This is a genomic window from Roseibium sp. AWQ4_254 (genome assembly GCF_056161025.1).
In genome coordinates this window covers 26,695-49,294 of record NZ_JBSWYH010000010.1, presented here as the reverse complement: position 1 = coordinate 49,294, position 22,600 = coordinate 26,695, and the positions used below count along the sequence as shown (strand labels likewise).

Sequence of the window (22,600 nt, the reverse complement as noted above, 5' to 3'; positions counted from 1 at the left end):
GTCCGTGCTGGAAAAGAGAAGGAATACGACACCGCCGCGGTACCGCCGTTCCCCTTTTGCCATGGGACACCGGCAAAGAGGCCGCGCACAGGGTGGGAACATCGGCTATAGAGGGATCATGTCATCACCGGAGCCTAAAGACCTCAGACGTGGCTGGACGACCGGGGCCTGCGCGACCGCAGCTGCCAAGGCCGCCTATTGCGCGCTTTTGAGCGGCCGCTTTCCCGATCCGGTGACCATTGCCCTGCCCAAGGGCGGCGAGACGGATTTTGCCCTCACCCGGCACGCCTTGCTGTCAAAGGACAGCGCCAGCGCCACCATCACCAAGGATGCGGGCGATGATCCGGATGTGACCCACGGGGCGCTGATCACAGCCACCGTGCGCCTGCTGGCGCCCGGCACCGGGGTCCGGTTCTCGGCAGGGGACGGGGTTGGCATGGTGACCCGGCCCGGCCTGCCCATCCCGCCTGGGGAACCGGCCATCAACCCGGTGCCGCGCCAGATGATGGCTGAGGCCATTGCCGGGGCCGCTACAGCCTATGGAGCGCCGGGGGATGTGGAGATTGAAATCTCCATCGACGGCGGAGCGGAGCTGGCTCAAAAAACCATGAACCCGCGTCTCGGGATCGTCGGCGGCCTGTCGGTTCTGGGCACAACCGGCATTGTGCGCCCCTTTTCCTGCGCCGCCTGGATCGCCTCCATTCACCGGGGCATTGATGTCGCCCGGGCGGGTGGTCTCTCCCATGTGGTTGGCGCCACGGGGGCGTCTTCGGAAGAGGCGGTGCGCAAACGGTATCAGCTGGATGAGGCCGCCTATCTTGACATGGGCGACTTTGCGGGCGGGCTGTTGAAATATCTGCGCCACCACCCCGTGGACCGGCTGACCCTGTCCGGCGGCTTCGCCAAGTTCTCCAAGCTGGCGCAAGGCGCCCTCGATCTTCATTCGGCCCGCAGCTCGGTCGACTTCAGCTTTCTTCAGGAGCTGCTGGAGGAGGCAGGCGCATCCGAAGCCCTGATCAAACAAGCTGCCGCGGCCAACACCGCCAAGGAAGTGCTCGACACCTCGCTTGCGGACGGGCTGGACCTGAGCACGCTGCTGGCCCGGCGCACAAAACAGGCGGTCCGCCACATCCTGAAAGACGCGCCGGTGGCGCTTGAGGTTCTGGTCACGGACCGTACCGGCATGGTTCTGGGGGAAAGCGGCTTTGACAACACCTGACCACCTTTTGCTGCTGGCCGGAACCTTTGAAGCACGCCAGCTTGCCGAAAGGCTCAAGCAAGCCTTTCCCGGTCTCCGGATCACGGTGTCCTTTGCCGGAGCGGTCAAGGATCTGCCCGCGCTTGACCTGCCCACCCGGGTTGGAGGATTTGGCGGGGTTGAAGGGCTCTGCGCGTATCTGCGGGCAGAACAGGTCACGCTGGTAATCGATGCCACCCATCCCTTCGCAGCGCAAATGAGCCGCAATGCCACGAAAGCCTGCCAGCAACTGGCTCAGCCGCTGATCCGCCTGGACCGCCCGCCCTGGCCGGTGCAAGACGGCGACCAATGGATCGAGGTGGAGACGATGGCGGCTGCGGCCTCCGCCCTGCCCGCCGGGGCGAAGGCCTTTCTCGGGATTGGCCGGAAGGAAATCGGCCAGTTCACCCAGCGCACGGATCTTTCTGCGCTTGTGCGGATGATCGAACCGCCTTCAGTGCCCCTGCCGGCCCGTTGGGATCTGGTTCTGGCCCGGCCGCCGCGTTCCGCACGGGACGAATTTGCCCTCTTCAGGCACCATGGCATCACCCATGTGGTCACCAAGAACAGCGGCGGTACAAGGGCCTATGCAAAGATAGATGCCGCCCGCATGCTGAATGTTCCGGTGATCATGATCAACCGTCCTCAACTGCCTGAAACCAGGACCGTTTCAAGCCTTCAGGACATGTTCGCGCAGGTTGAAAAGGAGCTTGCCAGAAACGCCTGATCCGGGCGGGACTGTCAGGGCTGTTTGTGCTTCAAAGTCCACAGAGCGAACAAGAAGCGGGGAATACCGATGACATAGCGGCGGAACAGACGGCGCGGTTCCAGCAGAAACCGGAACAACCACTCCAGGCCGACGGCCTGTACGGCACGGGGTGCCCGAATCACCGATCCTGACAGGAAATCAAACAGAGCGCCGACGCCGACCGCGACGGTCGCGTTCAGGTGTTCACGATTCTGGACAATGAAATTTTCCTGCCGGGGATTGCCCATGCCGACAAGCAGAAGGTCTGCCCCGGTGCTGTTGATGCCCTCGCAAATGGCCACACTGTCAGCCAGATCGAAGTAACCGTTCCGGCATCCGACAACCTTGTGCTGGGGGTACGTCTCGACGATATGGCGTTTGGCCTGTGTCACCCGGTCTTCGCTTGCGCCCAGCAGATAGATACGGAGCGGCGTTCCAACTTCTGCAAGAAGGGTCGGGATCAGATCCGTGCCATTCAGGTTTTCCGGAAAGCAAGTCCCGTTCAGATAGTGACTTGCAATGTTCACTCCGACCCCGTCATTCAAAAGGGTCATCTTTTGTAGTGTTTCGGCAAACTGCGGATCATCCAGTGCGGTCAACGTCGTATGCGCGTTGCAGATGGCAATATCCAGCCGTTGATGCATCAAGATCGCGGACCTTATCAGCTGAACGGCCTGAGAGCTTGTCAGCCGCGAAATCGCCAGCGGCCCGATAGTCGTGGTATCCGCCCGGACAGGAAGATTGACATCCACCTTATTCATTATCGGAAAGCCATAGTTTACTGAACGCATTCTTCATTTCTTACTTCGCCAACGACCAAATGTTTCTTAGTGGAAATAAACTTAATTTGGTTTAACGTGGTCATACGCCCCTCGTTTATCGTGAATATTTCGTTTCGTCATCATCTAAAATTTTTTCTGAAATACACTTTTAAGATGTTCTATCTGCGATTTGCATCCAGGAACGATCTTTGCGATGCGTTAATCATGTTTGTTTACCCTCAGGGACCGGTGCGCGGCAGTGCAACTTGCCCCTGCCCGGCGCCGGCAGAACGCATGGCCTAACAACCAGCTCCAACCGGGGCGCTTGACGGCCCCCAAGTCAGAACGATGGCGGAATGATCGAACTTTCAGAGATACCGGCAATCCTGCGGCGTCATACCGTGTGGCTGATCGTGTCTCCCCTGGTCTTCGCCGCTCTTGCCCTAGGATATGCGGTTCTGAAAACCCCCGTCTATCAGACGACCACACAGCTTCTGATCCAGCCTGACGGGGTCCAGATTCTCGGCACGGACCCGACCCAGCTCCAGGGTGACCAGAGCCTGAAGGGGATGGATCTCGACAGCCAGATCTTCGTCATCCTGTCCGCAGGTGTCCTGAACGAAGTCGCCAACACGCTCCAGCTCGACGACAATGCATCCTTCCAGCGGCCCGGTCTGCGCCAGCGTCTGGCCGGACTGCTCACGGGCGGGCTTGCCCGCGGGGGGCGCTCCTCAAACGACGCCCGCAATGCCACACTGGAAGCCCTGCGGGAGATCCTTCAGGTCTACCGGCTGGACCGGTCCTTTGTTTTTGCGATCACGGTCAGCCATCCCGACCCGCAGCTGGCCGCTGCCATCGCCAATGAGACGGCCCGCGCCTATATTGATCAGACCCGCAGCAGCCGGAGCGACGCCCTGGCACGGGCCAGCCTGTCTTTAAGCAAACAGGCCGGGCAGCTGCGCGCCCGGGTGGAAACTGCCGAGGCAGCCGTGGAGACCTACAAGGCCCGGCAAGGCCTGATCAGCACCGCTGGCGGCTCGGTGGTCGGCCAGCAGCTGGAAGCCCTCAACACCCAGATCACCACCGCACGTGTCGATCTGGACCGGGTCAAGGCGCTTTACGATCAGATGGCGCCGCTGACCCTGTCGGATGTGGAGGCGGGGTCCGTGCCGCCCGCAACGGGCAATTCGGTTCTCAATTCCCTTAGAGTGCAATATGCCCGCGCTGCACAGCAGGAAGCCGAAGCGGCGGCAACCCTGGGCACCAACCATCCTACCTTGCGCGAGCTGCGGTCGCAGCTTACCAATACCAAACGCGAAATCCAGAGCGAACTGCAGCGGATCAAACAATCGGTGCGCAGCCAGTATGAGCAGGCCCAGGCCACCGTGAACGCACTGGAACAGAGGTCAAGATCCCTGCAATCGGAAACCACGGCTCAAGGCAAAGCGCTGATTGAACTGCGGCAATTGCAAAGCGAAGCAGATGCGAGCCGGGCGATCTATGAGGCCTTCCTGAAACGCTCCCGGGAGCTGGAGGAACTGCCAGATCTGGACACCAGCACCACCCGCATCCTGTCGGAGGCGCCAGTGCCGGGCGAGGCGAGCGGACCGCGCAAGCTTGTTGTGCTCGGAGCGGCCCTGGTCTTTGGATTTGCCGTTGCCGCGTCCGGTGCCGTTGGGATCACGCTCTTGAAGGGCACGATGGTCACCGAACGGCAGCTTGTCACGCGGACCGGAGCCCCGATCCTGGCCAGTCTGACCGCGCCGCCAAAACCCGGCCACTCCTTTAGGGCTTTTCCCAGGCTTGGCTCTCCTGCCCGCCACGCCCCGGAGCGCGAAACGGCCGTTGCCAGCGCGCGGGTAGCCTATGCGGTCCGCCACGCCCTGGCCGACACAAGGCCTGCGAACATTCTGGCCTTGAGCGTTGGGCGGAGCGGCGCCGGAAAGGGCTTTGTCCGCAGCCTGGCCGAAGAGCTTCACGACATGGGCGAGGATGTTCTTTTTGCCCAAACGGCAACCGGACCAAAAGCCCCACGGCAGGCCAGCCAGGTGCCGCGAAAGGGCAGTCAGCCCGGACACCCCGGACAATCAGGACAATCCGGACAATCCGCGCGCGAGATTTTCTCCCAGATGGCGACCAAATTCTCCGGTCCGGCCGAACGCGTCCAGCAGGATACAGCGGCAACCGGGGAAGGACTGTCCGGCTTTTTGCACGTGGAGCAGATCGACTCGCGGCGCAAATATGCCTCAGGCGGTGATCTGGCCACATCAACCGAAGATATTTTCCTGGTGGATGCAGGCCATATCGACGAAAGCCCGGTTCTGCCCGTGCTGCTGCGCCATTGTGACGGCATTCTTCTGATCACGGCACAGGACGGCACACCGGCCGCCGAGTTTGAACATGCGGCTGCCTTCCTGGAGCCCTGGCACAAGCGGATCATCGGAAATGTTGTCCTCAAGCCTGACTGACCGGCAGGGCGCCCTCCGGGCCGCCGGGGCGCAGGACCTGAACGGATACCGGCTCTGGCTACGGGCCGTTTACGCGGTCGTGCTCGGTGCGGTGATGTTCAATTTCCTGCTCGCCATTGTGAACACCAATGGACTGCGCATCTCCGAAAGCCATGTTATCCTTTCCGAGCTGGCGCTTCTGGGCGGCGCGCTGGTCCTCGCCTTCAGCCGGAACACCCTGGTTCTGGTGCTCGTCTTTCTCTATCTCAGCTATATGGCGCTGATCCTGGCCCTGCGGCCCGAGCTTGATCTGAAGGCCGTTCGCGACTTCCTGATCCCGATCGTGTTTTACCTGATCGGCCGGCAGATCCGCCATATCGAAGAGGCTGACCGGCTGGTCTGGATCTGCGCCGGACTCGTCCTAAGTGTCGGGCTGTTCGAGTTTTTCTTTCTCGATGTCTATACGCGGGTAGTGAACATCTTCGATTATTATGTTGCCCGCGGCACCTTGAGCGCGGATGCAAATTTTGTCGAAGGCTCGAACCTGTTTGTGTCCAGCACCCGGCTTGGCGGCCGGAACTTTTTCGGGTTTTTGGGCGAGGTGCGCGCCTCCTCCGTGTTTCTTGAGCCGGTCACCATGGGCAATTTCGGGGCCTTCCTGTGCCTGTGGGCCCTTTTCCGGTCGGGAATGCGCCGCCGCGCCCTGCTCTTTGCCGCCGCTTTCATTGCCATTGTCCTGCCGGACACCCGTTTTGGCATGTTTGTCTGCGTGGCCCTGATCGGAGCGGCCGCCGCCGGACGGGTTCTGCCCCGGTTGACCTGGTGGAGCCTGCCTGTGCTGATCCTCTTTGGCCTTGCCCTTTATGGCGGCTGGTCCACCCGTATCGGCTGGAGCGATGACTTTTCAGGCCGCTTGCTGCATGCCAGCCAGCTCATTCAGGAGGTCACACCGGAAGCCTTTTTCGGGGTCGATGCCAATGTGCCGTTTCTGGCCGACAATGGCTTCGCCTATGCCCTGGCCCAGGCCGGGGCCATAGGCCTGCTGGGGCTTTGGACGCTCTATATGTTTGCCCCGTATGAGGACCAGCGCGCCATTCAGTTCAAGGCCCTCTCGGCCACCTACATCGCCCTTTTGATGACGATTTCCAATTCGGTGTTTTCCATCAAGATGGCAGCGCTTTTCTGGGTGGCTGCCGGGGCCGCGGATGTAATGCGCCCGGCCAAACCGAAGGACCGCTGACGGACGATCCCAGGGACAAACAGCTATCGCGCCAGAACGTCCCGATAGAGCGCCTCATAGAGCGCGGCCTTGGCGTCCCAGCCATAGCCCGCCACAGCCTCCATGACCGCACAGCGCACTCCAGGCCTTTCGGCGAGGTCCCTGTAAGCCGCCGTGACCGCCTCCGCCGCCTGGCGGGCATTTGCAAAATCAAGCGTGCTGATCTGGGGGTGCTTGTCCCCAAGGCCCACAAAAGCTTCGTTGGCCTGCACCACCGGCACAAGACCCGCACTCATGGCCTCGATCAGAACCAAGCCGAACCCCTCATACTCCGATGCACTGACAAACAGCGAAGCCTGACCCATCAGATCCCGGATCTGAGCGTTTGGCAGCCCCACATGAAGATGGACATGCCCGGACAGACCCCGGGCCGTGATCTGGTCTTGAAGCGCCTGCCGGCTCAGATCGGATTCCATGCCCGCAATATCGAGATGCCACTGCGGGTCCTCCCCTGCCAGGATCTCCATCAGGCCCATCAGCCGGTCCAGCCGTTTGTTGGCGGAAAACCGGCCCAGCGTCAGCAACCGCTTTTGCGGACTGGGGGCACTGGCGTTCCGGAATTTTTCCAGCGCCACACCGTTTTCGATCAGGCGGGTTCTCTGTGGTGCGACCTTATTGAAAAGATCAAGATCACTTGAACTGCAACACGCAAGCGCTGCATAGCCGCGGCTGGTGACACGGGTCAGGGAATTGAACCAGACGGCCTTGAGCCGCGCGAAGGTCCGGGTGTGAAAAAAGCCACCATGGGTGGTGGCCACCAGCGGCTTGCGGTGAACAGGCTTTGTCAACGCCAGAAAGTCGAAGAAGAAATCGACCGCATGCACATGGACCAGATCCGCGCCGCCAATCCGGCTTAAAACCGAGGGCGCCAACGGATAGCGTGCGCTGCCCCGGTAGGGAATGCGGGTAATCTCAAGCCCGTCCATCTGCTCCCGGTGCGCCAGCCGCTTGCCAGGGTCCGTAAACAACCGGTCGAGCGTCACGATGGACACCTGCGCGAAGCTCTCCTTTTGCCTGGTTGCAAGATTTCTGACCACATCCTCAAGCCCACCAACGCTCGGTGCATATTGGCGCACCACATGCACAATGCTCTTGTCATTGAGCAGATCGGTGCCGCCTTCAGCTTGGGCAGGCAGGCTGACTGTGTCCATCAGGGACCCTTTACGAAAATGTTTCGGCAAGACTAATCGGGTAATACGGTCGGAAAGCAAGCTATCATCCGCCCCTCAACAAGACCTTTATTGAGATTTCCGAGCCACACCGACCATGCTGACGCAGATTCCGATCCGGCTTTTGGCCTTTTGTCTGGCCGCCCTGCCCCTGACGGCCAATGCAGCCTCCTGCCTGCGCGGTGTCAATCTGGCCGGGGCGGAGTTCGGCGACCCCGGGTCCCCCCATGGCAAAGGCTATATCTACCCCTCCGAGGCCACCCTTGACTGGGCCGCCCGCCAGGGCATGACAGCCATCCGCTTGCCGTTTCTCTGGGAGCGGCTGCAGCCGCAGCTGTTTGGGGCCTTTGACCCGGACGAACTGGCCCGGCTGCAGATCACTGTTGCGGCCGCCAACAGCCGGGGCCTGAGCGTCATTCTCGATCTTCACAATTATGCAGCCTATCGCGGCGACAGGCTGGGAACGGGTGCTCTGACGAAAGAGGCTTTTGTGGACGTCTGGCGCCGTCTCGCTCCTGTTTTCGCGGGCAATGACCAAGTTGTTTTCGGCCTTATGAACGAGCCGGTCGAGGTCAGCGCACAAGACTGGTTCAACGCGGCTCAGGCAGGCCTGCAAGCCCTTCGGGAAAGCGGGGCCGGTCAGCTGGTTCTGGTGCCGGGCACCCATTGGAGTGGGGCCTCACACTGGTTCGACCCCGAAGAGGGCGGCTCCAATGCGGACAATTTCAAGCGCTTCGCAGACAGCCACAACAGGTTTGCTTTCGAGTTTCACCAATATATGGACGCCAATTTTTCCGGCACCCAGGCCACATGCCCGCGCGCCAAAGACGCGGTTCAGGCGCTTCAGGAGGTGACCGGCTGGATGCGCCAGCACGGTTTCACCGGGTTTCTGGGGGAATTTGGCGGCAGCGCGTCGCCGGATTGTCTGGAGGCCCTGAAGGAGGTGGCGGGGGTTCTGCAAGAGAACCGGGATGTCTGGATCGGCTGGACCGCCTGGGCCGCCGGGGAATGGTGGGGCGATTATGCCTTGTCCCTGCAACCCGACGGAGACACCAACACGCCCCAGCTGGAGGTCCTAAAACCGTATTTCAGCACCGCATCCGTCCAATGCGGGCCGAAGGCAGGCAAATGATGGCAACGCAAAGCCCGTGTTTTCAGTTTGCGGTGAGGAACACCTGAATGCCCAACTCCATTCTTCTGGTCTCACGCCATGACTACCGGACCGGCTGGCGCGCCAATCTGCATTTTCTGGCCGATGCCTATGTGGCCCTCGGAGACAGGGTCAGCTTTGTCTCTGCCGGGTTCAGCCCACTCTCCCTGCTGGCCTCGGACCACCGCAAGCACCTGTTCAGAGCTGCAAACCGATGGGAGGAGCACGCGGGGGTTGCGTGTTTCCTCTGGCGCTCTGCGCTCCATCCTTTCGGCAAAGGCCTGGGTGCGCTTCGCCCCCTCACCAATGGCCTGTTCCGCTGGTGGATCAGCTCCCCTTGCGCTGAACTGGACACCGCCGCAGCAGAAGCGGACCTGATCCTTGTGGAATCCGGCCTCACAGCCGCCCTGATCGGGCGCTTGCGCAAAGCTGCTCCCAAGGCAAAGATCATTTATCTGGTGTCCGATCTGCTTGAGACCGTCGGTGCCCATCCGTTTATCGCCGGGCAGCTGTTCCGGGACCGGAAGGCCATAGATGCGATTGTGGTGTGCGCCCGCGCCATGGCACCGCATTTTGACAACTTTGGACGGCCGGTCCATTTCATTCCCCACGGAATTGCCAAATCCGACTTCAGCGAGATCGGCCCGACCCCCTACCGGGCCGACACGAACATAGTGACCGTCGGCTCCATGCTATTTGATGCCGGTTTTTTTCAGACCGCCGCCGCAGCCTTTCCCAAGGTTCAATTTCACCTGATCGGCACCCCGGCGCTTGAGCGCGTCCCGGCCAATGTCACCGAATATGGGCGCATGCCGTTCAAGGACACTTTGCCGTTCTTGAAATATGCCGATGCGGGGGCTGCGCCCTATCATGACCAGAACCATGCGGAGTATCTGAGCGATTCCAGCATGAAGCTGATGCAATACGGGTATTTGAACCTTCCTGCAATCTGTCCGGATTTTGCGGCCGGGGACAAGGCCAACCGCCATGGCTACCGGCCCGGAGACCGGGCATCGATTGAAGCGGCGGTTCAAAAAGCCCTGGAAACACCCTTTGCCGCCCCCGGAGACGAGGTACTGGACTGGACGGATGTGGCGGCCCGCTGCAAGGCGTTATGATCTCTTGCCCGTGTGGTGAATTTGAAATACGCCTCATTTTGGCAGGAACCGCCGGAGCGTCTTTCAAATTCGAAAACCGCACTAGGAACATAAATTTGCTGGTCACTTTCTTGGATCTGAAGTTCGTTCAGAGCCTGCCGGGAAATGTGACGAACCTCAGAGTCAGGTGACTGGATGCTCAAGAGATATTAAGCCTTTGCGCGGTATTCCCTTAAGTCATACAGTCCCGCGCCAGCCGAGGCGGCCGGATCAGACCACAAGCTGCAAGACACCAGAAAGGGCGACAGGGAACCCGATGGCCTCCATGCTGCGCATGTCCATTGTGAATACCTCTGCAGGTATGCTGTCAATGCTCGCCGGATTTGCAAGCAGCATCATCGTGGCGCGCACGCTTGGGGTCGAAGGCACGGGGACAGTGGCCTATGCCCTTTGGTTCATGACCGTTGCAACGCTTGTATCAGACCTGGGTATGCCCCAGGCAGCTCTGCGTTTCATTGCCAGGGACACCGCGGGCGGCCAGGGCCGGAGCCCGCTCTTCCGCCAGCTCTTTTTCCGTTTTCTCGCCGCGTCTTCCCTGATGACCCTTGCCATAATCGGATATGCCCTGGTCCTTGCCCGTCAGGACAATGCGCCGGGGGCCTTTGTCTGGGCCGTGACGAGTGTGCTTTTCCTCAGCTATGCCTATTCCACGCTGGTCATTGGCGCTGCCCAGGGGCTTGGCCAGTTCGACCGCGCAGCCCGCATGACCCTGACCGGCTGTCTGTTGCAGCCTGTTGTAGTCCTTGCCGGCGCGCTGGCGCTCGGCCCGGCCGGAGCCATTTTGGGACATGCTGTCCGGCATTTGCCCCAGGCGCTGGATCTGAAGCGGTATCTTGGCCCGGCCGGGTCCGGCACTGAGACCGGAGCAGCTCCGTCTGTCCCCCTGACCCAGGAGATCCGGCGCTATGCCCGCAATAACTGGATCTCCGGCAGCATCCTCGCCCTGTTCGGCGTCCGCATCGAACTTGCCATCATCGGCTTTTTCTTCACCCTGACCCAGGTCGGTTACTACGCGATCGGCCTGACCATGTCCGGCATGGTGGTGCAGCTCTCCCTCTTCATCGTTGCCTTTGTGATCCCACGCTTTGGCGTGCTGCATGATCAGGCCGATGATGAAGCCTTCCGAAAGGCGTTTGACGGAACGGTCCGCTGGCTGACGATCGTCATCGCCCCGATCACCATCGGCGGCGCCGCGATTGCACCGGAGCTTATTCCGCTTGTTTTCGGAGCCGATTTCCTGCCCGCCGTCTGGCCTGCCAGCGTGCTTCTGGTCTTTTCCATTCCCATGGCCCTGTCGGCAGTCATTTCCCGAGCCATTCTGGCCAAGAACAGGAGCCGCGACGAGTTGCGCATGACCTTTGCCTGGTGCGCAGTCACGATTGCTGCGCTTCTGGCCGTTATACCCATGTCCGGCCAGATGGGGGCTGCCTGGGTGCGCGGCGGTGCGAATGTGCTGCAACTGGTAATCCTGGCGGTCTATTGCCACCGCTGTTTCAAGCTTTTCCTGCCACTCAAAACCCTTTTGAAAAGCCTCATCGCTGCGGCCCTTTGCGCTGCAGCAGCTGTCATTGTTCTGAACACAGTCTCAAGCCCGTGGAACTTGCCGCTGGCCATCCTGGCCGCAGCCCCCGTCTATCTGGCGGCGCTTGTCATGCTGCGTACAGTGCCCGTTGCGGAGCTTGCCCCGCTTGTTGAGGCCTTCAAGTCCCGCTTTGGCCGGAACCGAGCGACCTGATGCCAATCTCCGTTGAGAGGGGCCATCATATCAGGTTCTATCAAGTGAAATCGGTATGCGTGAAAAGGCCAAACACGCTCATGTTTGGTTAATCAATAATCAACAGGCTGTTTCTAAGCTCCCGACCAACATTTGAAAGACGGATCGGCCGGGGGCGCCAGGGCCGGAAAGCTGAGTTCCAGTCCGGACCGCGCCAGCTGATCACAGACCAGAAAGAGGGCACGGCCATGACCTTGACTGATGTATTCGGCGACCGGTTCGGATCTTTTCTAAGGGCCATCGGCAGATTGTTGACCCGCAAAACCATGGGCGCCCTTGCAGCCGGACTTTATGGCGGGGTCGTTCTCGGCACCCTGGCGCTGGCCTATTTCAATCCGGTCTATAACTGGGACATCCTCGCCTATGTCGGCATTGCGGCGGAGAACAGCCTGGGTCTAGAGACCGCCGAGGACATCCATGCCGCCGCCTATGGCGAGGTCAAGGAAGCGGCGTCAGATCTCCAATTCTACAAGGTCACCGCCAGCATTCCCTACCGTGTCGGGCAATATGAGAATCCGGAGCATTTTGTGTCCCTGTTCCCACTCTATCAGGTCAAGGTCGCCTATATCGCGGCCATTGAACAGTTGGGAGCCCTGGTGGGCCGGGTTGAGGCAACAACGCTGATTTCAAGCCTGTCAGCGGCACTGGTCGGGGCTCTCATTTTTGCCTGGAGCCTGCGGCACGGTTTTGTTCAGGGGCTGTTCCTCATCGCCCCCGCCTCGGTGCTCACCGGCTATGTGTTTTCCGCCCGCGAGGCAACGCCCGACCTGATGATGACGGTGTTCAGCCTGCCCGCCATCTATTTTGTCAGCCGGGAAAAACCGCTGCTGGCCGCGCCGTTTCTCTATCTGATGTTTCTTGTGCGCCCGGATGGTATCCTGCTGTTCTTCGCCCTGCTTTTGGCAGCCCTTGCAGTCAACCGGTTCCGCCTTCTCTATCTGGCGTTTTTCGGTGCCTGTGTGGCGCTGTATTTTCCGGTGGTTGGCTCCGTGGACCACCCGGGCTGGTGGCCGCATTTCTATTTTTCCAACATCGAATATCAGGACGACCTGCGCGGCTTTGACCCGGCCTTCGATGCGGTGCTCTATCTGAAAGCGCTTGCCATCAATCTGGCCCGGACCGTCCAGGCCTATGACTGGCTGATGATCCTTGCGGTGATCCTGTGCGGTTTTGCCCTGCTGCTGCGCTCCGGCCGCCATGTCAGTCAGGGGCAATGGATGGCGGTGATCGCCCTCACCCTGTGTATCGGCGGTAAATTCGTGACCTTTCCCCTGCCGGACGACCGGATCTATCTGCCCTATATGCTCCCGCTTCTGATGGTGGTGATGCATATCTGGAAACCGGATTTTTCCTATCCGGACACCGAAGAACGGTCTGCAGCGTCACGGTAATACATAACGTAAATCCGCCCGCTAGAGCACAAAAGAGGACGCCCGCTCGTTTCAAGCGGGCGTCCTCTTTTTGCAAACGGGCCGGTGGGCCTTCAGGAGGCCTGGGACTTGATGAAGCCCTGCACGATGCTGACGATGCCTTTGGACAGAAGGTCATCAAGGGCGTTGCAGAATGTGTCCACGTTCTGCCGTGTGCAAATCAACGGCGGCTCCAGGCGGATGACATTGCGGTTATATTCCGTGAAGGCGACCAGAATATCGTAGTCCCTCAGGAGCTGCGCACCGATAAAGCCGGAGAGCGAGCCCTTCAGCTTGTCATCCAGAAGGGCCACCATGGGCCTGAGCACCATAGGCATGGTGCGCGAGAAGTCCTGGAATTCCAGACCAACCATCAAGCCCTTTCCGCGCACATCCTTGATGATCTTCGGATACTTGTCCTGAAGCGCTTTCAGGCGGGTGATCAGATAGTCTCCCACCTGCGCGGCATTGTCGATCAAGTCCTCGTCGTAAAGAACATTGAGGCCTTCGATCGCGGTTATGCTCGCCTCTCCCATGCCGCCAAAGGTGGCCTGAGCATGGATCATGGCGGTTTTCGGCGTGCCATAGGCTTTCATGTAGACGCTGCTTTTCGCGATCATGGCGCCCACAGCCGCCTTGCCGGCGCCCAGGGATTTGGCCAGCGCCGTGATATCAGGAACAACGCCGTAATGTTCAAAGGCGTAGAACTTGCCGGTGCGGCCATAGCCGCACTGAACCTCGTCGGCAACCCAAAGCACATCGTGCTTGTCGCACAGGGCCCGCACCCCTTTCCAGTAGCTGTCCGGCGCGGAGATGATGCCGCCACCGCCCTGGACCGTCTCCAGAACAACCACGCCGATATCGGGATCGGATTCAATGGCCCGGGTCAGGGCCTCCAGATCGCCAAAAGGCACCTTTACACGGTTGTCCACCAGCTTGAAGGACCCTTGATAAAGATCGGAATCGGTGATCGAGAGAACACCCTTGGTCTTGCCGTGAAAGGCATTTTCGGCATGCACGATCTTGCAGTTGGTCCGCCCGGAGGCGCGCTCGGCAAGCTTGACGGCCGCTTCCATGGCCTCTGATCCGGACGACCCCAGAAACACCATGTCGAGGTCGCCCGGCGAACATGCCGCAAGGTTCTTCGCCAGGGCAGAGGCATATTGCGACAGGAAGGCTATGGCGATTTCGTGCCGGTCTTCCTTCTGAAATGCCTTGCGCGCAGCCAGCACGCGCGGGTGATTGTGCCCATGGGCCAGCGAGCCGAAGCCGCCGAAAAAGTCCAGGATCCGGCGGCCATTCTGGTCAACATAATACATGCCGTCGGCACGCTCGATCTTGACCTTGTGAAAGCCGAGCAGCTTCATGAAATGAAATTGACCCGGATTGATATGGGCCTTGAAGAGATCAGCCATGGTCTTGGTGTCCATGGCCTTGGCGTCTTCCACACTCATTAGATCCGGTTTGGAAGACGTTTGTGGCATAAGATCTTCACCGACAAGATCGTCGACAGGAGCGGCTTGGGTCTGCGTCATGGGTAATCCTATTCTGCCGGTTGAGCGTTGCCATGGTTGACGCCGTTGCCGGCGGCTTTCTGGGCCCGGTATTCGTCATAGGCGGCGATCAGCATATCCTCATCCCGGTAGGCGGGCACCCAGCCGAGATCCCGTTCCCCCTTGGAGACATCCAGAACACACATTTCGTCGGCAATCAGATACTGCTCCGGGTCCATCAACGGCAGATTGACAGCATCCAGCAGATCCAGCGTCCGTTTGACCGCAAAGCCCCAGGTGGGCACCAGAAGCGATTTCGACTGAGCATGTTTTACCAAATCGCCAAGCAGCTTGCGGACTGGCGGCGGATTGATCGAGCCGAGATTATAGGCCTCATTCGGCACATCCGCCATCCAGGCTTTGTAAGCCGCATCGGCACAGTCATAGACCGAAATGAACTGATAAGGGTTCTTGCCGGAGCCGATCATGGGAACCGGCAGATTCATGTCGATCAGTTTGAACAGCTTGGTCAGGATGCCCAGACGGCCCGGTCCGATAATCAGGCGGGGCCGGAACAGTGTGATGTTCATGCCGCGTGTGCGCCACTCGCCCGCCAGAATTTCCGTATCCAGTTTGGACTGGCCGTATTCACCGAGCGGAGCGACCGGATGGTCCTCGGTCATCGGATATGTGACCGTATGTCCGTAGACCATGTCGGTCGTGTAATGCACCAGCTTGCTGGCTCCGGCCCGGTCCATCGCCTCGATGATGTGTTTCGTGCCGTCGTAGTTGACCGGATAGAAGAATGCATGCCGCTTGGCACGTACCTGGATCGGCGACAGCATCTTGGCCGAGAGATTGTAGACCATATCGCCCGCCGACATGGGAATGGCAGCAACCGAATCCGGATTGGTAACGTCGCATTCCAGGAACGTGGCTTTGGGATAGACTTGGCGGTTGGTGTCCGCGATGTCGGCGACAATGACCTCTTCGCCCTCTTCGGAGAGCCGTTTCGCCAGTTGACGGCCGACAAACCCGTCGCCGCCGAAAAGAATGTGTTTCACTTTGAGCTCTCCTCAAGGTCAACCGTTTGCATCTTTGTCTGGGTTCCGGCCTGCGCACCGTTTGACCCGCCCTGGGCAATGCAGACCGTGCCGGCACAGATCAGCGCGATGCCGAAAACCCGCATGGTGTTCAAATCTTCCCGGAAGATGAAATAGGCATAGACCGCCACCACCACATAAGCGAGCGACAGGAACGGATAGGCGTAAGACAGCTCCACCTTCGACAGGACATAGAGGTGCGAAGCCATCGAGATGACGAAGGTGCACAGCCCCAGAAAGACAAAGGGGGTGAACACGACCTGTAGCAATTTGATGATCAGGTTGCTGTGCAGCGTGCTGAGGTCGCCGATCCGGGTCATGCCCATTTTCAGCATGATTTGCGCAGCGGCATTGGTCAGAACGGTAAATAATATGAAGGGAAGATAGGAGCTCATGAAGGGCTTCTCCGCACACGCTGAATTCAACGTCGGCACTTTCCCTGAATTTCCATTAGATTATCTTAATTGCGATGCAAATTTGAACAACAGATTTTCTATGAATAACAAAGTATTACGTCACGTCTCCGTCATTCATAAACATTCACTTTACGAGGGCCGTTCTGCGCCAGAAATCGGATAACAGCGCCGGATCACGCAAGGTTTCAAGGCGCTGCCACTGGGGAAAAGACGCCTTGAACGTGTCAGCCGACATGCGGCGATCCTTGTAAGGATTGACTGCCCCGCCCGCCTCCAGCGTAATCTCGTCCAGCTTCGTCAGCAGTTTGAGGGTTTCCAGCCCCTTGTCTGGAAAGTCGAGCGTCAGCGTATAGCCCGGACGCGGAAAACTCATGAAGCCTGGGCTGTCAACAGCGCCGAACCGTTTCAGCACGGTCAGAAATGACCCGTGCCGGTGCTGGCGGGTGCACTCCAGAAGCGCTGCAACAGTCTCAAACCCCTGTGCCTCCGGGATCACGCTTTGGTGCTGATGCAGTCCACGCGGCCCATAGAGGCGGTTCCACCGTCCGATGCGGTCCAGGGGAAAGAAGAATGTTTCGGAAGCCACATCCCGGACCGATACGCCTTCCGGTGCGCCGCGGAAAAATGCTTCGTTGAAGAGTTTCAGGAACGGCCCCTGCAAGGGGGAAACCGGCAGGGTAAACGGTACGCTGAGCCGCCGGGCCGCCCTTGTGTCCAGGTGGCCGCCGGAGAGCAGGTGATCGCCTGCAATCAGATGGCCCCGGCCGAACTGTCTGCCCTTGGCGAGGGAGTCGATCCAGGCCACCGCATATTCATGCGTCTCGTCGGCCTTTGGCGCCAGCTCAAAATAGGCCTCCAGTGATGTGAAGCGGGTGGTTTTCTGACGGATTGCCGACGCCCCCACATGCATCAACTGCAGTTTAGCCTTGCGGATCAGGCCGGTCAGGCCCAGACCGCCGATTGTGGCGGCAAACAGTCCCGTCTGATCCTCCGGGGTGAGCACCAGCTGCCCCCGGTCGGACCGGTCCAGATGGATCTCCAGGACATGGCAGCCGAATGTGCCCTTGCGGTGATGGTTCTTGCCGTGAATGTCATTGGCAATCGCGCCACCGACGGTCACGAACTGGGTACCGGGCAGGACTGGCGGAAACCATCCGAATGGCGCCGCAGCGGCAAGGATGTCGGCAAGCAGCGTGCCCGCTTCAGCCTCCAGCTGGCCGGTGATCTTGTCAAAGAAGAGTATCCGGCCGGGCGCCTGACTGGTGAGCGCCTTGCCCTGCGCATTCAGGCAACTATCGCCATAGCTGCGGCCATTGCCATATGGCAAGGCCCCACCCGGGGAAATCGCAGTTGCAAGATAGTCCTCCGGCAGCAGGATCTCCGGATTTTCAAAGGACAAGCCGCCCCAGCTTTGCACAGCCTTCGCCACGGAGGTCACCAGATAGCTGCAATGAGAAACAGAAGCGCGCCGCAGCCGATCATGAGCTGGCTGCGCCAGTCCCGCAAGATGAAGACAATCGGGTCTTCATGCATTTCATTTCGCCGGGCCAGAATCCAGATGCGCATGATGATGTAGAGAATGAGCGGGCACAAAAGCCAGATCAGCTCCGGAAAGGAATAGGCCTGCTCGATGGCCGGGCTCTGGATATAAAGCGCCAGAACCAGAACGGCTGCAAAGCCGGAGGTCATGCCCGCCTGGGAGATCGCTTCAAGATCCACATGCCGGTAACCCCGTCCGGTTACCGCCCGAGACGCCGTTTCCCCGACCTGCTGCAGCTCCGTGAAGCGCTTCACCAGCGCCAGGGACAGGAAGAAGAAGACGGAAAAGGCCAGAAGCCAGAAGGAATATTCGATACTGGCGGCCACCCCGCCAGCCAGAACCCGGATCGTATAAAGGCCGGCCAGAACAAAGACGTCGAGCAACAGCATGCGCTTGACTGCCATGGAATAGGCGGTGGTGATGAACAGGTAGAGCATCAGCACCCCGGCAAATTCAATCGGCAGAAACGCGGCCAGCGCGAAGGCGGTCGCGACAAGGCCCAGCGCCAGCAGCAAACCCGCCGGAACGCTGAGGCGCCCGCTCGCAAAGGGCCGTTTGTATTTGCTGCTGTGTTTGCGGTCCGCTTCCAGATCCATCAGGTCGTTGAGAATATAGATTGCCGACGCCGCCAGCGAAAAGGCTAGGAATGCCAGAAACGCGCTGAGGAGAACGGCCCCATGGAAGATCTCGTGGTCCAGAATGGCGGGCACGAACACAAGAGTGTTCTTGATCCACTGGTGCGGACGCATGGCATGCAGCGCAGCCTTGACCTGGCTGTCCGCTGCCTCAATCCGCTCCGCGCCGGACTGGGCCTGCCATTGGCTGGCGGCCCGGTCCGGAGCCACCACTGTCGCCTCCACAGCCGCACCGAACAGGCAGATATCATGGTGGGAATTGCCGTAATAGTCGAACCCGTTGGCGTCCGCCTCCGCCCGGATGCGCGCCAGCTTCCGCTCCGACGTCAGATTTGTGGCCTCGTCCGAGGCCAGAACAGCGTCAAACAACCCTAAATGCCCGGCAACCGCCTGTGCCAGGCTGTCCGTCGACCCGGTCGCCAGAACGAGCCGCCGCCCAAGGGCTTTTTCATCTTTCAGCCGGTCCACGACCTCGCTGCGATATGGCAAGGAGGTGACATCAATGTCCGCCGCTTCGGCAAGCCGTGCCTTGGTATAGGCAATCCCGTTCAACAGCCAGCCGAACAGCGCAAGGATCACCTCCGGCTTCCGGCGCAGCGCCTGAAACAGGCTCTCCCAGAGCAAATCGGTCCGCAGCAGGGTCCCATCCAAGTCCACATAGATGGGCCTATCGGTGCTCTTTAAACGCTGATCCATTCCACTGTCTTCACAAAAGCATCTTTGAAGCGACCAGCCTTTCAATGCCAAACCGTGTCCCGTTGCACATTGGCTGATCTTGTGTCTCACTGTCAGAGCCTTAGCAAACGTTTCTTATCATGCGCTTTAGAACACCCGGAACGGGAGCAGAAAAAGAACATTTCCCGCAGAAATACTGCCGCTTCGGCCGAATTGGTGAAATTATACTTAGCAAACGCTTAACATCAGCGGCGGCGGTCAAACGGGCAGCGCGGCGAAATCCACATGGCCCACCGTGACTTCAAGCGCGCCGGTGCGGATCTCCCTTTGACGCTGCTGCCACCAGGCCCCGACAGCCTCGCCGTCCAGGCCGCTCTTGCGGCCCACACCGGCCCAGCCTTCCAGAAATTCCAGAAGAAAGGCGCTGTCCTGCGCACCCGCCTGCCAGTCCGAGCGTCCTTGGACCACCCGGTAGCCTTGCGCCTCAAACAGGCCGATGGCTGCGGCTGCCGCCTCCGGCCCAAGAGCCGGACCAAAACCCTTGTCGCTGCGCTGGTCCCGGTTCATCGCCTCCCGCATTGCCCCGTCCAAACCGGCGTCCGGTGCGAAGCTCGCCCGTCCGTCATAGGTGAGACTGGCCAGGAACGGTTTGCGCGCCTTGGCCACACATGTGGCCAACCGGGCGAGGAAGGGTTCCGAAACAAGATCCAGAAAGGCAGACGTGGTCACCCCGTCAACCCCGGCAAAGGGAAGGCTCTCAAGGTCTGCGGCCAGATCAATCTGCTGGAAAGACACCTGGTCCTGGTCCTTATCGCTCAGGCGGGCGGACGCCGCGCCAATCAGGGCCGGATCATAGTCGGTCATCCGCCAGGCCGTCGCCTCCGGCAGCCGGTCCCGCAGGGCCGCCCGGGTTGAACCTGCGCCGCTGGCCAGATCCAGCAGCTTCACGCCATCTTCCGGACACTGGGCCAGAAAAGCCGCCTCCACGTCCCGGTTGCGGGCCGCAAGGTCCACGGGCTCGCGCAAGGCCAGCCACTGGCTCGAAAATCCACTCATTGATGGGCCTCCTCAAGGGCCGCGGCAAAGCGCCCGGCAGCCGCCTTCCAATCTGGCAGAGCTGCTGCGGCTTTCCAGGCTGCCTCTGCCATATTCGTACGTTGGTCTTTGTTGCCGATCAGCAGCGCCAGAGCCTGGCGCAACCGGTCCGTGTCCTCCGTTCCGCAATAAAGCGCAGCATCCGGTGGCAAGGTTTCTTCGACCGCGCCAGCGCCACTGCCGATAACCGGCAGTCCGTGGGCAATCGCTTCCGTGTAGGCCATGCCATAGCCCTCATAGCGGCTGGCAAGAACGAAGAGATCCGCCTTGCGGTAAAAGTCCAGCAGGCTGGCGGAGGGTACAGCACCGTGGAAAGTCACCCGGTCACCGAGACCCAGCTTGTCAGTTTCAGCTTGAAGCCGTGCCGCACAGTCCGGATCAGCCTCCTTGCCGCCGACAATGTCCAGATGCCAGTCCTGGTCCTTAAGCTCTGCAAGCGCGGACAAGAGCAAGTCATAGCCCTTTCGCGGCACCAGCGTTCCGACGCTGAGCAGCTGGACAGCCGGGCCCGGACTGTGTGGAAAAGGGGCCGGCTTATCGGTTCCGGGCAGAACAACCGCAATCTTGCCGTCCGGAACCTCAAAGAGGCCCTTGACCTGATCTGCCGTGGCCGGGCTGGTCACGATGATATGATGGGCAAAACCAAGCGCACAATTCTCGCGCACCCTCAGACTCTCAGCCCGTTGCAGCGTCAGACCGGTCTCCTGGCAAAGGGGATGGTGAACAAGCGCCACGAGGGTCAGCCGCTGGGCCAGCGCTTCTGCCATAATGTCGAAGACACCGAAGGCGAGCCCGTCAATGGTCAGAAGCGCCCCGTCCGGAACCAGATCCAGCACCGCCTGAGCCCGGACGAGATCGGCCTCGGCCGGGAAGGGAAAGCCGCCGCCAAGCGACAGCGGATGAACGTCCCAGCCAAGCTCTTCCAAGCCGGCAATGATCCGGCGGTCATAGCCATAGCCCCCGGTTGGCGTGTCCAGGTCACCGGGATAGGCAAAATAAAGTGTCTTCAAAGGATCAGATCCGGGCTTCATACCAGGCGCGGGCCACATGGGACTCCGAAATGGAAATCCGGATGGCCGACAGTTCCGAGCCCGACCGCCCGAGGCGCCCGTCACGGGCAGCCCCCGCCAGATGATCATGAATGTGCTTGGTGAGGAACTCGGTTGTCGTGTTGACCCCGGCAAAGGCGGGAACCTCATCCAGGTTCTTGTAGTTCAGGGGCTGCAGAACTTCCTTCAAAACCTCGTGGGCCCGGCCGATATCAATCACAACGCCATTCTCATCGAGGCTTTCGGACAAAAAGGCGGCATCCACCACAAAGGTTGCGCCATGCAATGCCTGAGCAGGGCCAAAAAGCTCCCCCTTGAAGGAGTGGGCAATCATGACGTGGTCGCGAACTTCTACTGCAAACATGGTCTAATCCTGAAAGGGTCGGGAAGGAACCGGCCGTCAGGCGGCCGGGCAAGAGGGATCGTCATAAACAACAAGCGCTGCCAGGACATCCGCATCCCTGGTCAAAACTTCGGGAAGGCGTTCGGGCAGAGCCTGGAACGGCAGGCGGTGTGTGATCAGATGATCAAGCGCCGGGTCCTGCAACAGGCCCAAGGCGGTTGTCAGCCGGCGTTTGAAGGTCCAGCGGGGCTGGCGCTCAAAGGGAATGGTTCCAACCTGGCTGGACACCAGTTTCAAACGCCGTGAATGAAAGTCAGCCCCAAGCGGCACCGCCACATTCTGGGTGCCGTACCAGCTCATTTCAATCACGGACGCGCCATCCCCGGCGCAGGAGAGCGCCGTTGACAGGCCCTCGGCGCACGCGCTGGCATGGAACACCAGATCCTGGTTGCACGGGGCCTCCTGAGGCAGCGCAAAGGCAAGCCCCAACGCCTTTGCCGTTGCCGCGCGGGCCGGGTTCACATCCACCAGCGTGACCTGTGTCGCGGGCATGCGGGCCGCCAGATAGGCCGTTAACAGCCCGACAACTCCGCCGCCAACCACGCAGATGTGATCCCCAGGTGATGGTTTTCCGTCCCATATAGAATTGAGCGCTGTCTCCATATTGGCAGCAAGAACAGCACGTTCGGGCGGAAGACCGGCTGGAACCGGCACGCAGGCGTGAGACGGGAGCGAAAAAAGGCTTTGATGGGGAAAGAGCGAAAAGACGGTCTGGCCGACCAGGTCGGGCTCTCCTTCCACGACGGTGCCTACATTGGCGTAGCCATATTTAACCGGGAAAGGAAACTCGCCAGCCTGGAACGGCGCGCGCATGCGCTGCCACTCGCTTTCGGGGACAGCACCGCGAAAAATCAGACTTTCGGTGCCCCGGCTGATGCAACTAAAGCGCGTACGCACCAGCACCTCGCCACATTTTGGTCTTTCCAGCGACACCGGATCAAGCCCGCAAACCTCGCGCTCTCGATACCAAAGGGCCTGGGCCGCGCCCGTTTTCCCAGTCAAATCAAAACTCTCCGTCATTCACGCAACGTTCCGGATCTTGAAATTTTACATTGTCAAC

The 22,600-nt window shown here is 60.2% G+C and carries 19 protein-coding genes; 8 read left to right on the top strand and 11 right to left on the bottom strand.

The features are described from left to right. The first annotated feature begins 118 nt into the window (after positions 1-118). Both ACXAIC_RS09550 and ACXAIC_RS09545 read left to right on the top strand, forming a co-directional pair. Positions 119-1,219: a cobalt-precorrin-5B (C(1))-methyltransferase gene (locus ACXAIC_RS09550; protein ID WP_475176614.1), complete on the top strand. Its 1,101-nt coding sequence runs from the start codon at positions 119-121 to the stop codon at positions 1,217-1,219. Then, positions 1,206-1,964 carry a cobalt-precorrin-6A reductase gene (locus ACXAIC_RS09545; protein WP_475176609.1) on the top strand — a complete coding sequence of 253 codons (759 nt, stop codon included), beginning with the start codon at positions 1,206-1,208 and terminating at the stop codon, positions 1,962-1,964. The genes ACXAIC_RS09550 and ACXAIC_RS09545 overlap by 14 nt, the downstream gene beginning before the upstream one ends. Positions 1,965-1,978: 14 nt before the next feature. Here the strand turns inward: ACXAIC_RS09545 and ACXAIC_RS09540 are convergent, their stop codons facing one another. Then, complete coding sequence (locus ACXAIC_RS09540) at positions 1,979-2,776, bottom strand: WecB/TagA/CpsF family glycosyltransferase (protein ID WP_475176604.1); 798 nt, start codon at positions 2,774-2,776, stop codon at positions 1,979-1,981. Positions 2,777-3,102: 326 nt separating this feature from the next. On the opposite strand from ACXAIC_RS09540, the gene ACXAIC_RS09535 reads away from it, so the two are divergent. Together ACXAIC_RS09535 and ACXAIC_RS09530 are read left to right on the top strand one after the other, a co-directional pair. Further along, the gene (locus tag ACXAIC_RS09535; RefSeq protein WP_475176600.1) at positions 3,103-5,214 is read left to right on the top strand and encodes a GumC family protein; all 2,112 of its coding nucleotides are present in this window, start codon (positions 3,103-3,105) and stop codon (positions 5,212-5,214) included. Continuing rightward, the gene (locus ACXAIC_RS09530; protein WP_475176597.1) at positions 5,192-6,433 is read left to right on the top strand and encodes a UDP-phosphate alpha N-acetylglucosaminyltransferase; all 1,242 of its coding nucleotides are present in this window, start codon (positions 5,192-5,194) and stop codon (positions 6,431-6,433) included. The genes ACXAIC_RS09535 and ACXAIC_RS09530 overlap by 23 nt, the downstream gene beginning before the upstream one ends. A 23-nt stretch (positions 6,434-6,456) precedes the next feature. On the opposite strand, the gene ACXAIC_RS09525 is transcribed toward ACXAIC_RS09530, so the two are convergent. Continuing rightward, positions 6,457-7,623, bottom strand: a complete 1,167-nt coding sequence (locus ACXAIC_RS09525; protein WP_475176594.1) for a glycosyltransferase family 4 protein — start codon at positions 7,621-7,623, stop codon at positions 6,457-6,459. A gap of 115 nt (positions 7,624-7,738) precedes the next feature. On the opposite strand from ACXAIC_RS09525, the gene ACXAIC_RS09520 reads away from it, so the two are divergent. The 4 genes from ACXAIC_RS09520 to ACXAIC_RS09505 all read left to right on the top strand — a co-directional run bounded on the left by ACXAIC_RS09520 (position 7,739) and on the right by ACXAIC_RS09505 (position 13,113). Next, positions 7,739-8,773 (top strand): glycoside hydrolase family 5 protein, encoded by a 1,035-nt coding sequence (locus ACXAIC_RS09520; RefSeq protein ID WP_475176589.1) that lies wholly within the window; start codon positions 7,739-7,741, stop codon positions 8,771-8,773. A gap of 47 nt (positions 8,774-8,820) precedes the next feature. Next, on the top strand, positions 8,821-9,909 hold the full coding sequence (locus ACXAIC_RS09515; RefSeq protein ID WP_475176583.1) for a GumK N-terminal domain-containing glycosyltransferase: 1,089 nt from the start codon (positions 8,821-8,823) through the stop codon (positions 9,907-9,909). A gap of 295 nt (positions 9,910-10,204) precedes the next feature. Continuing rightward, a complete protein-coding gene (locus ACXAIC_RS09510; protein WP_475176578.1) occupies positions 10,205-11,683 on the top strand; it encodes a lipopolysaccharide biosynthesis protein in 1,479 nt (492 codons plus the stop codon). Between the two features lie 227 nt (positions 11,684-11,910). Then, positions 11,911-13,113: a hypothetical protein gene (locus ACXAIC_RS09505; protein ID WP_475176575.1), complete on the top strand. Its 1,203-nt coding sequence runs from the start codon at positions 11,911-11,913 to the stop codon at positions 13,111-13,113. 92 nt (positions 13,114-13,205) lie between these two features. Here ACXAIC_RS09505 and ACXAIC_RS09500 read toward each other — a convergent pair whose 3' ends face one another. The 9 genes from ACXAIC_RS09500 to ACXAIC_RS09460 form a co-directional block, all read right to left on the bottom strand. Further along, the gene (locus tag ACXAIC_RS09500; RefSeq protein ID WP_475177103.1) at positions 13,206-14,615 is read right to left on the bottom strand and encodes an aspartate aminotransferase family protein; all 1,410 of its coding nucleotides are present in this window, start codon (positions 14,613-14,615) and stop codon (positions 13,206-13,208) included. Between the two features lie 59 nt (positions 14,616-14,674). Next, positions 14,675-15,688, bottom strand: a complete 1,014-nt coding sequence (locus tag ACXAIC_RS09495) for an NAD-dependent epimerase/dehydratase family protein (RefSeq protein ID WP_475176570.1) — start codon at positions 15,686-15,688, stop codon at positions 14,675-14,677. Then, complete coding sequence (locus ACXAIC_RS09490) at positions 15,685-16,122, bottom strand: EamA family transporter (RefSeq protein WP_475176566.1); 438 nt, start codon at positions 16,120-16,122, stop codon at positions 15,685-15,687. Before ACXAIC_RS09490 ends, ACXAIC_RS09495 begins: the two co-directional genes overlap by 4 nt. 145 nt (positions 16,123-16,267) lie before the next feature. After that, complete coding sequence (locus ACXAIC_RS09485; RefSeq protein ID WP_475176563.1) at positions 16,268-17,572, bottom strand: FAD-binding protein; 1,305 nt, start codon at positions 17,570-17,572, stop codon at positions 16,268-16,270. 5 nt (positions 17,573-17,577) lie between these two features. Next, positions 17,578-19,014 carry a UbiA family prenyltransferase gene (locus tag ACXAIC_RS09480; RefSeq protein WP_475176558.1) on the bottom strand — a complete coding sequence of 479 codons (1,437 nt, stop codon included), beginning with the start codon at positions 19,012-19,014 and terminating at the stop codon, positions 17,578-17,580. 237 nt (positions 19,015-19,251) lie between these two features. Further along, a complete protein-coding gene (locus ACXAIC_RS09475) occupies positions 19,252-20,049 on the bottom strand; it encodes a class I SAM-dependent methyltransferase (protein WP_475176554.1) in 798 nt (265 codons plus the stop codon). Then, complete coding sequence (locus tag ACXAIC_RS09470; protein ID WP_475176549.1) at positions 20,046-21,098, bottom strand: glycosyltransferase family 4 protein; 1,053 nt, start codon at positions 21,096-21,098, stop codon at positions 20,046-20,048. Before ACXAIC_RS09470 ends, ACXAIC_RS09475 begins: the two co-directional genes overlap by 4 nt. Before the next feature lie 4 nt (positions 21,099-21,102). Then, positions 21,103-21,501: a 6-pyruvoyl trahydropterin synthase family protein gene (locus tag ACXAIC_RS09465; RefSeq protein WP_475176543.1), complete on the bottom strand. Its 399-nt coding sequence runs from the start codon at positions 21,499-21,501 to the stop codon at positions 21,103-21,105. Between the two features lie 36 nt (positions 21,502-21,537). Continuing rightward, positions 21,538-22,542 carry a zinc-dependent alcohol dehydrogenase gene (locus ACXAIC_RS09460; protein WP_475176540.1) on the bottom strand — a complete coding sequence of 335 codons (1,005 nt, stop codon included), beginning with the start codon at positions 22,540-22,542 and terminating at the stop codon, positions 21,538-21,540. Positions 22,543-22,600: the final 58 nt, after the last annotated feature.

Coding starts and splice junctions, on each gene's coding strand:
- ACXAIC_RS09550 (WP_475176614.1), top strand. CDS start 119: ATGTCATCACCGGAGCCTAAAGACCTCAGACGTGGCTGGACGACCGGG.
- ACXAIC_RS09540 (WP_475176604.1), bottom strand. CDS start 2,776: ATGCGTTCAGTAAACTATGGCTTTCCGATAATGAATAAGGTGGATGTC.
- ACXAIC_RS09535 (WP_475176600.1), top strand. CDS start 3,103: ATGATCGAACTTTCAGAGATACCGGCAATCCTGCGGCGTCATACCGTG.
- ACXAIC_RS09530 (WP_475176597.1), top strand. CDS start 5,192: ATGTTGTCCTCAAGCCTGACTGACCGGCAGGGCGCCCTCCGGGCCGCC.
- ACXAIC_RS09525 (WP_475176594.1), bottom strand. CDS start 7,623: ATGGACACAGTCAGCCTGCCTGCCCAAGCTGAAGGCGGCACCGATCTG.
- ACXAIC_RS09520 (WP_475176589.1), top strand. CDS start 7,739: ATGCTGACGCAGATTCCGATCCGGCTTTTGGCCTTTTGTCTGGCCGCC.
- ACXAIC_RS09515 (WP_475176583.1), top strand. CDS start 8,821: ATGCCCAACTCCATTCTTCTGGTCTCACGCCATGACTACCGGACCGGC.
- ACXAIC_RS09510 (WP_475176578.1), top strand. CDS start 10,205: ATGGCCTCCATGCTGCGCATGTCCATTGTGAATACCTCTGCAGGTATG.
- ACXAIC_RS09505 (WP_475176575.1), top strand. CDS start 11,911: ATGACCTTGACTGATGTATTCGGCGACCGGTTCGGATCTTTTCTAAGG.
- ACXAIC_RS09500 (WP_475177103.1), bottom strand. CDS start 14,615: ATGCCACAAACGTCTTCCAAACCGGATCTAATGAGTGTGGAAGACGCC.
- ACXAIC_RS09490 (WP_475176566.1), bottom strand. CDS start 16,122: ATGAGCTCCTATCTTCCCTTCATATTATTTACCGTTCTGACCAATGCC.
- ACXAIC_RS09480 (WP_475176558.1), bottom strand. CDS start 19,014: ATGGATCAGCGTTTAAAGAGCACCGATAGGCCCATCTATGTGGACTTG.
- ACXAIC_RS09475 (WP_475176554.1), bottom strand. CDS start 20,049: ATGAGTGGATTTTCGAGCCAGTGGCTGGCCTTGCGCGAGCCCGTGGAC.
- ACXAIC_RS09465 (WP_475176543.1), bottom strand. CDS start 21,501: ATGTTTGCAGTAGAAGTTCGCGACCACGTCATGATTGCCCACTCCTTC.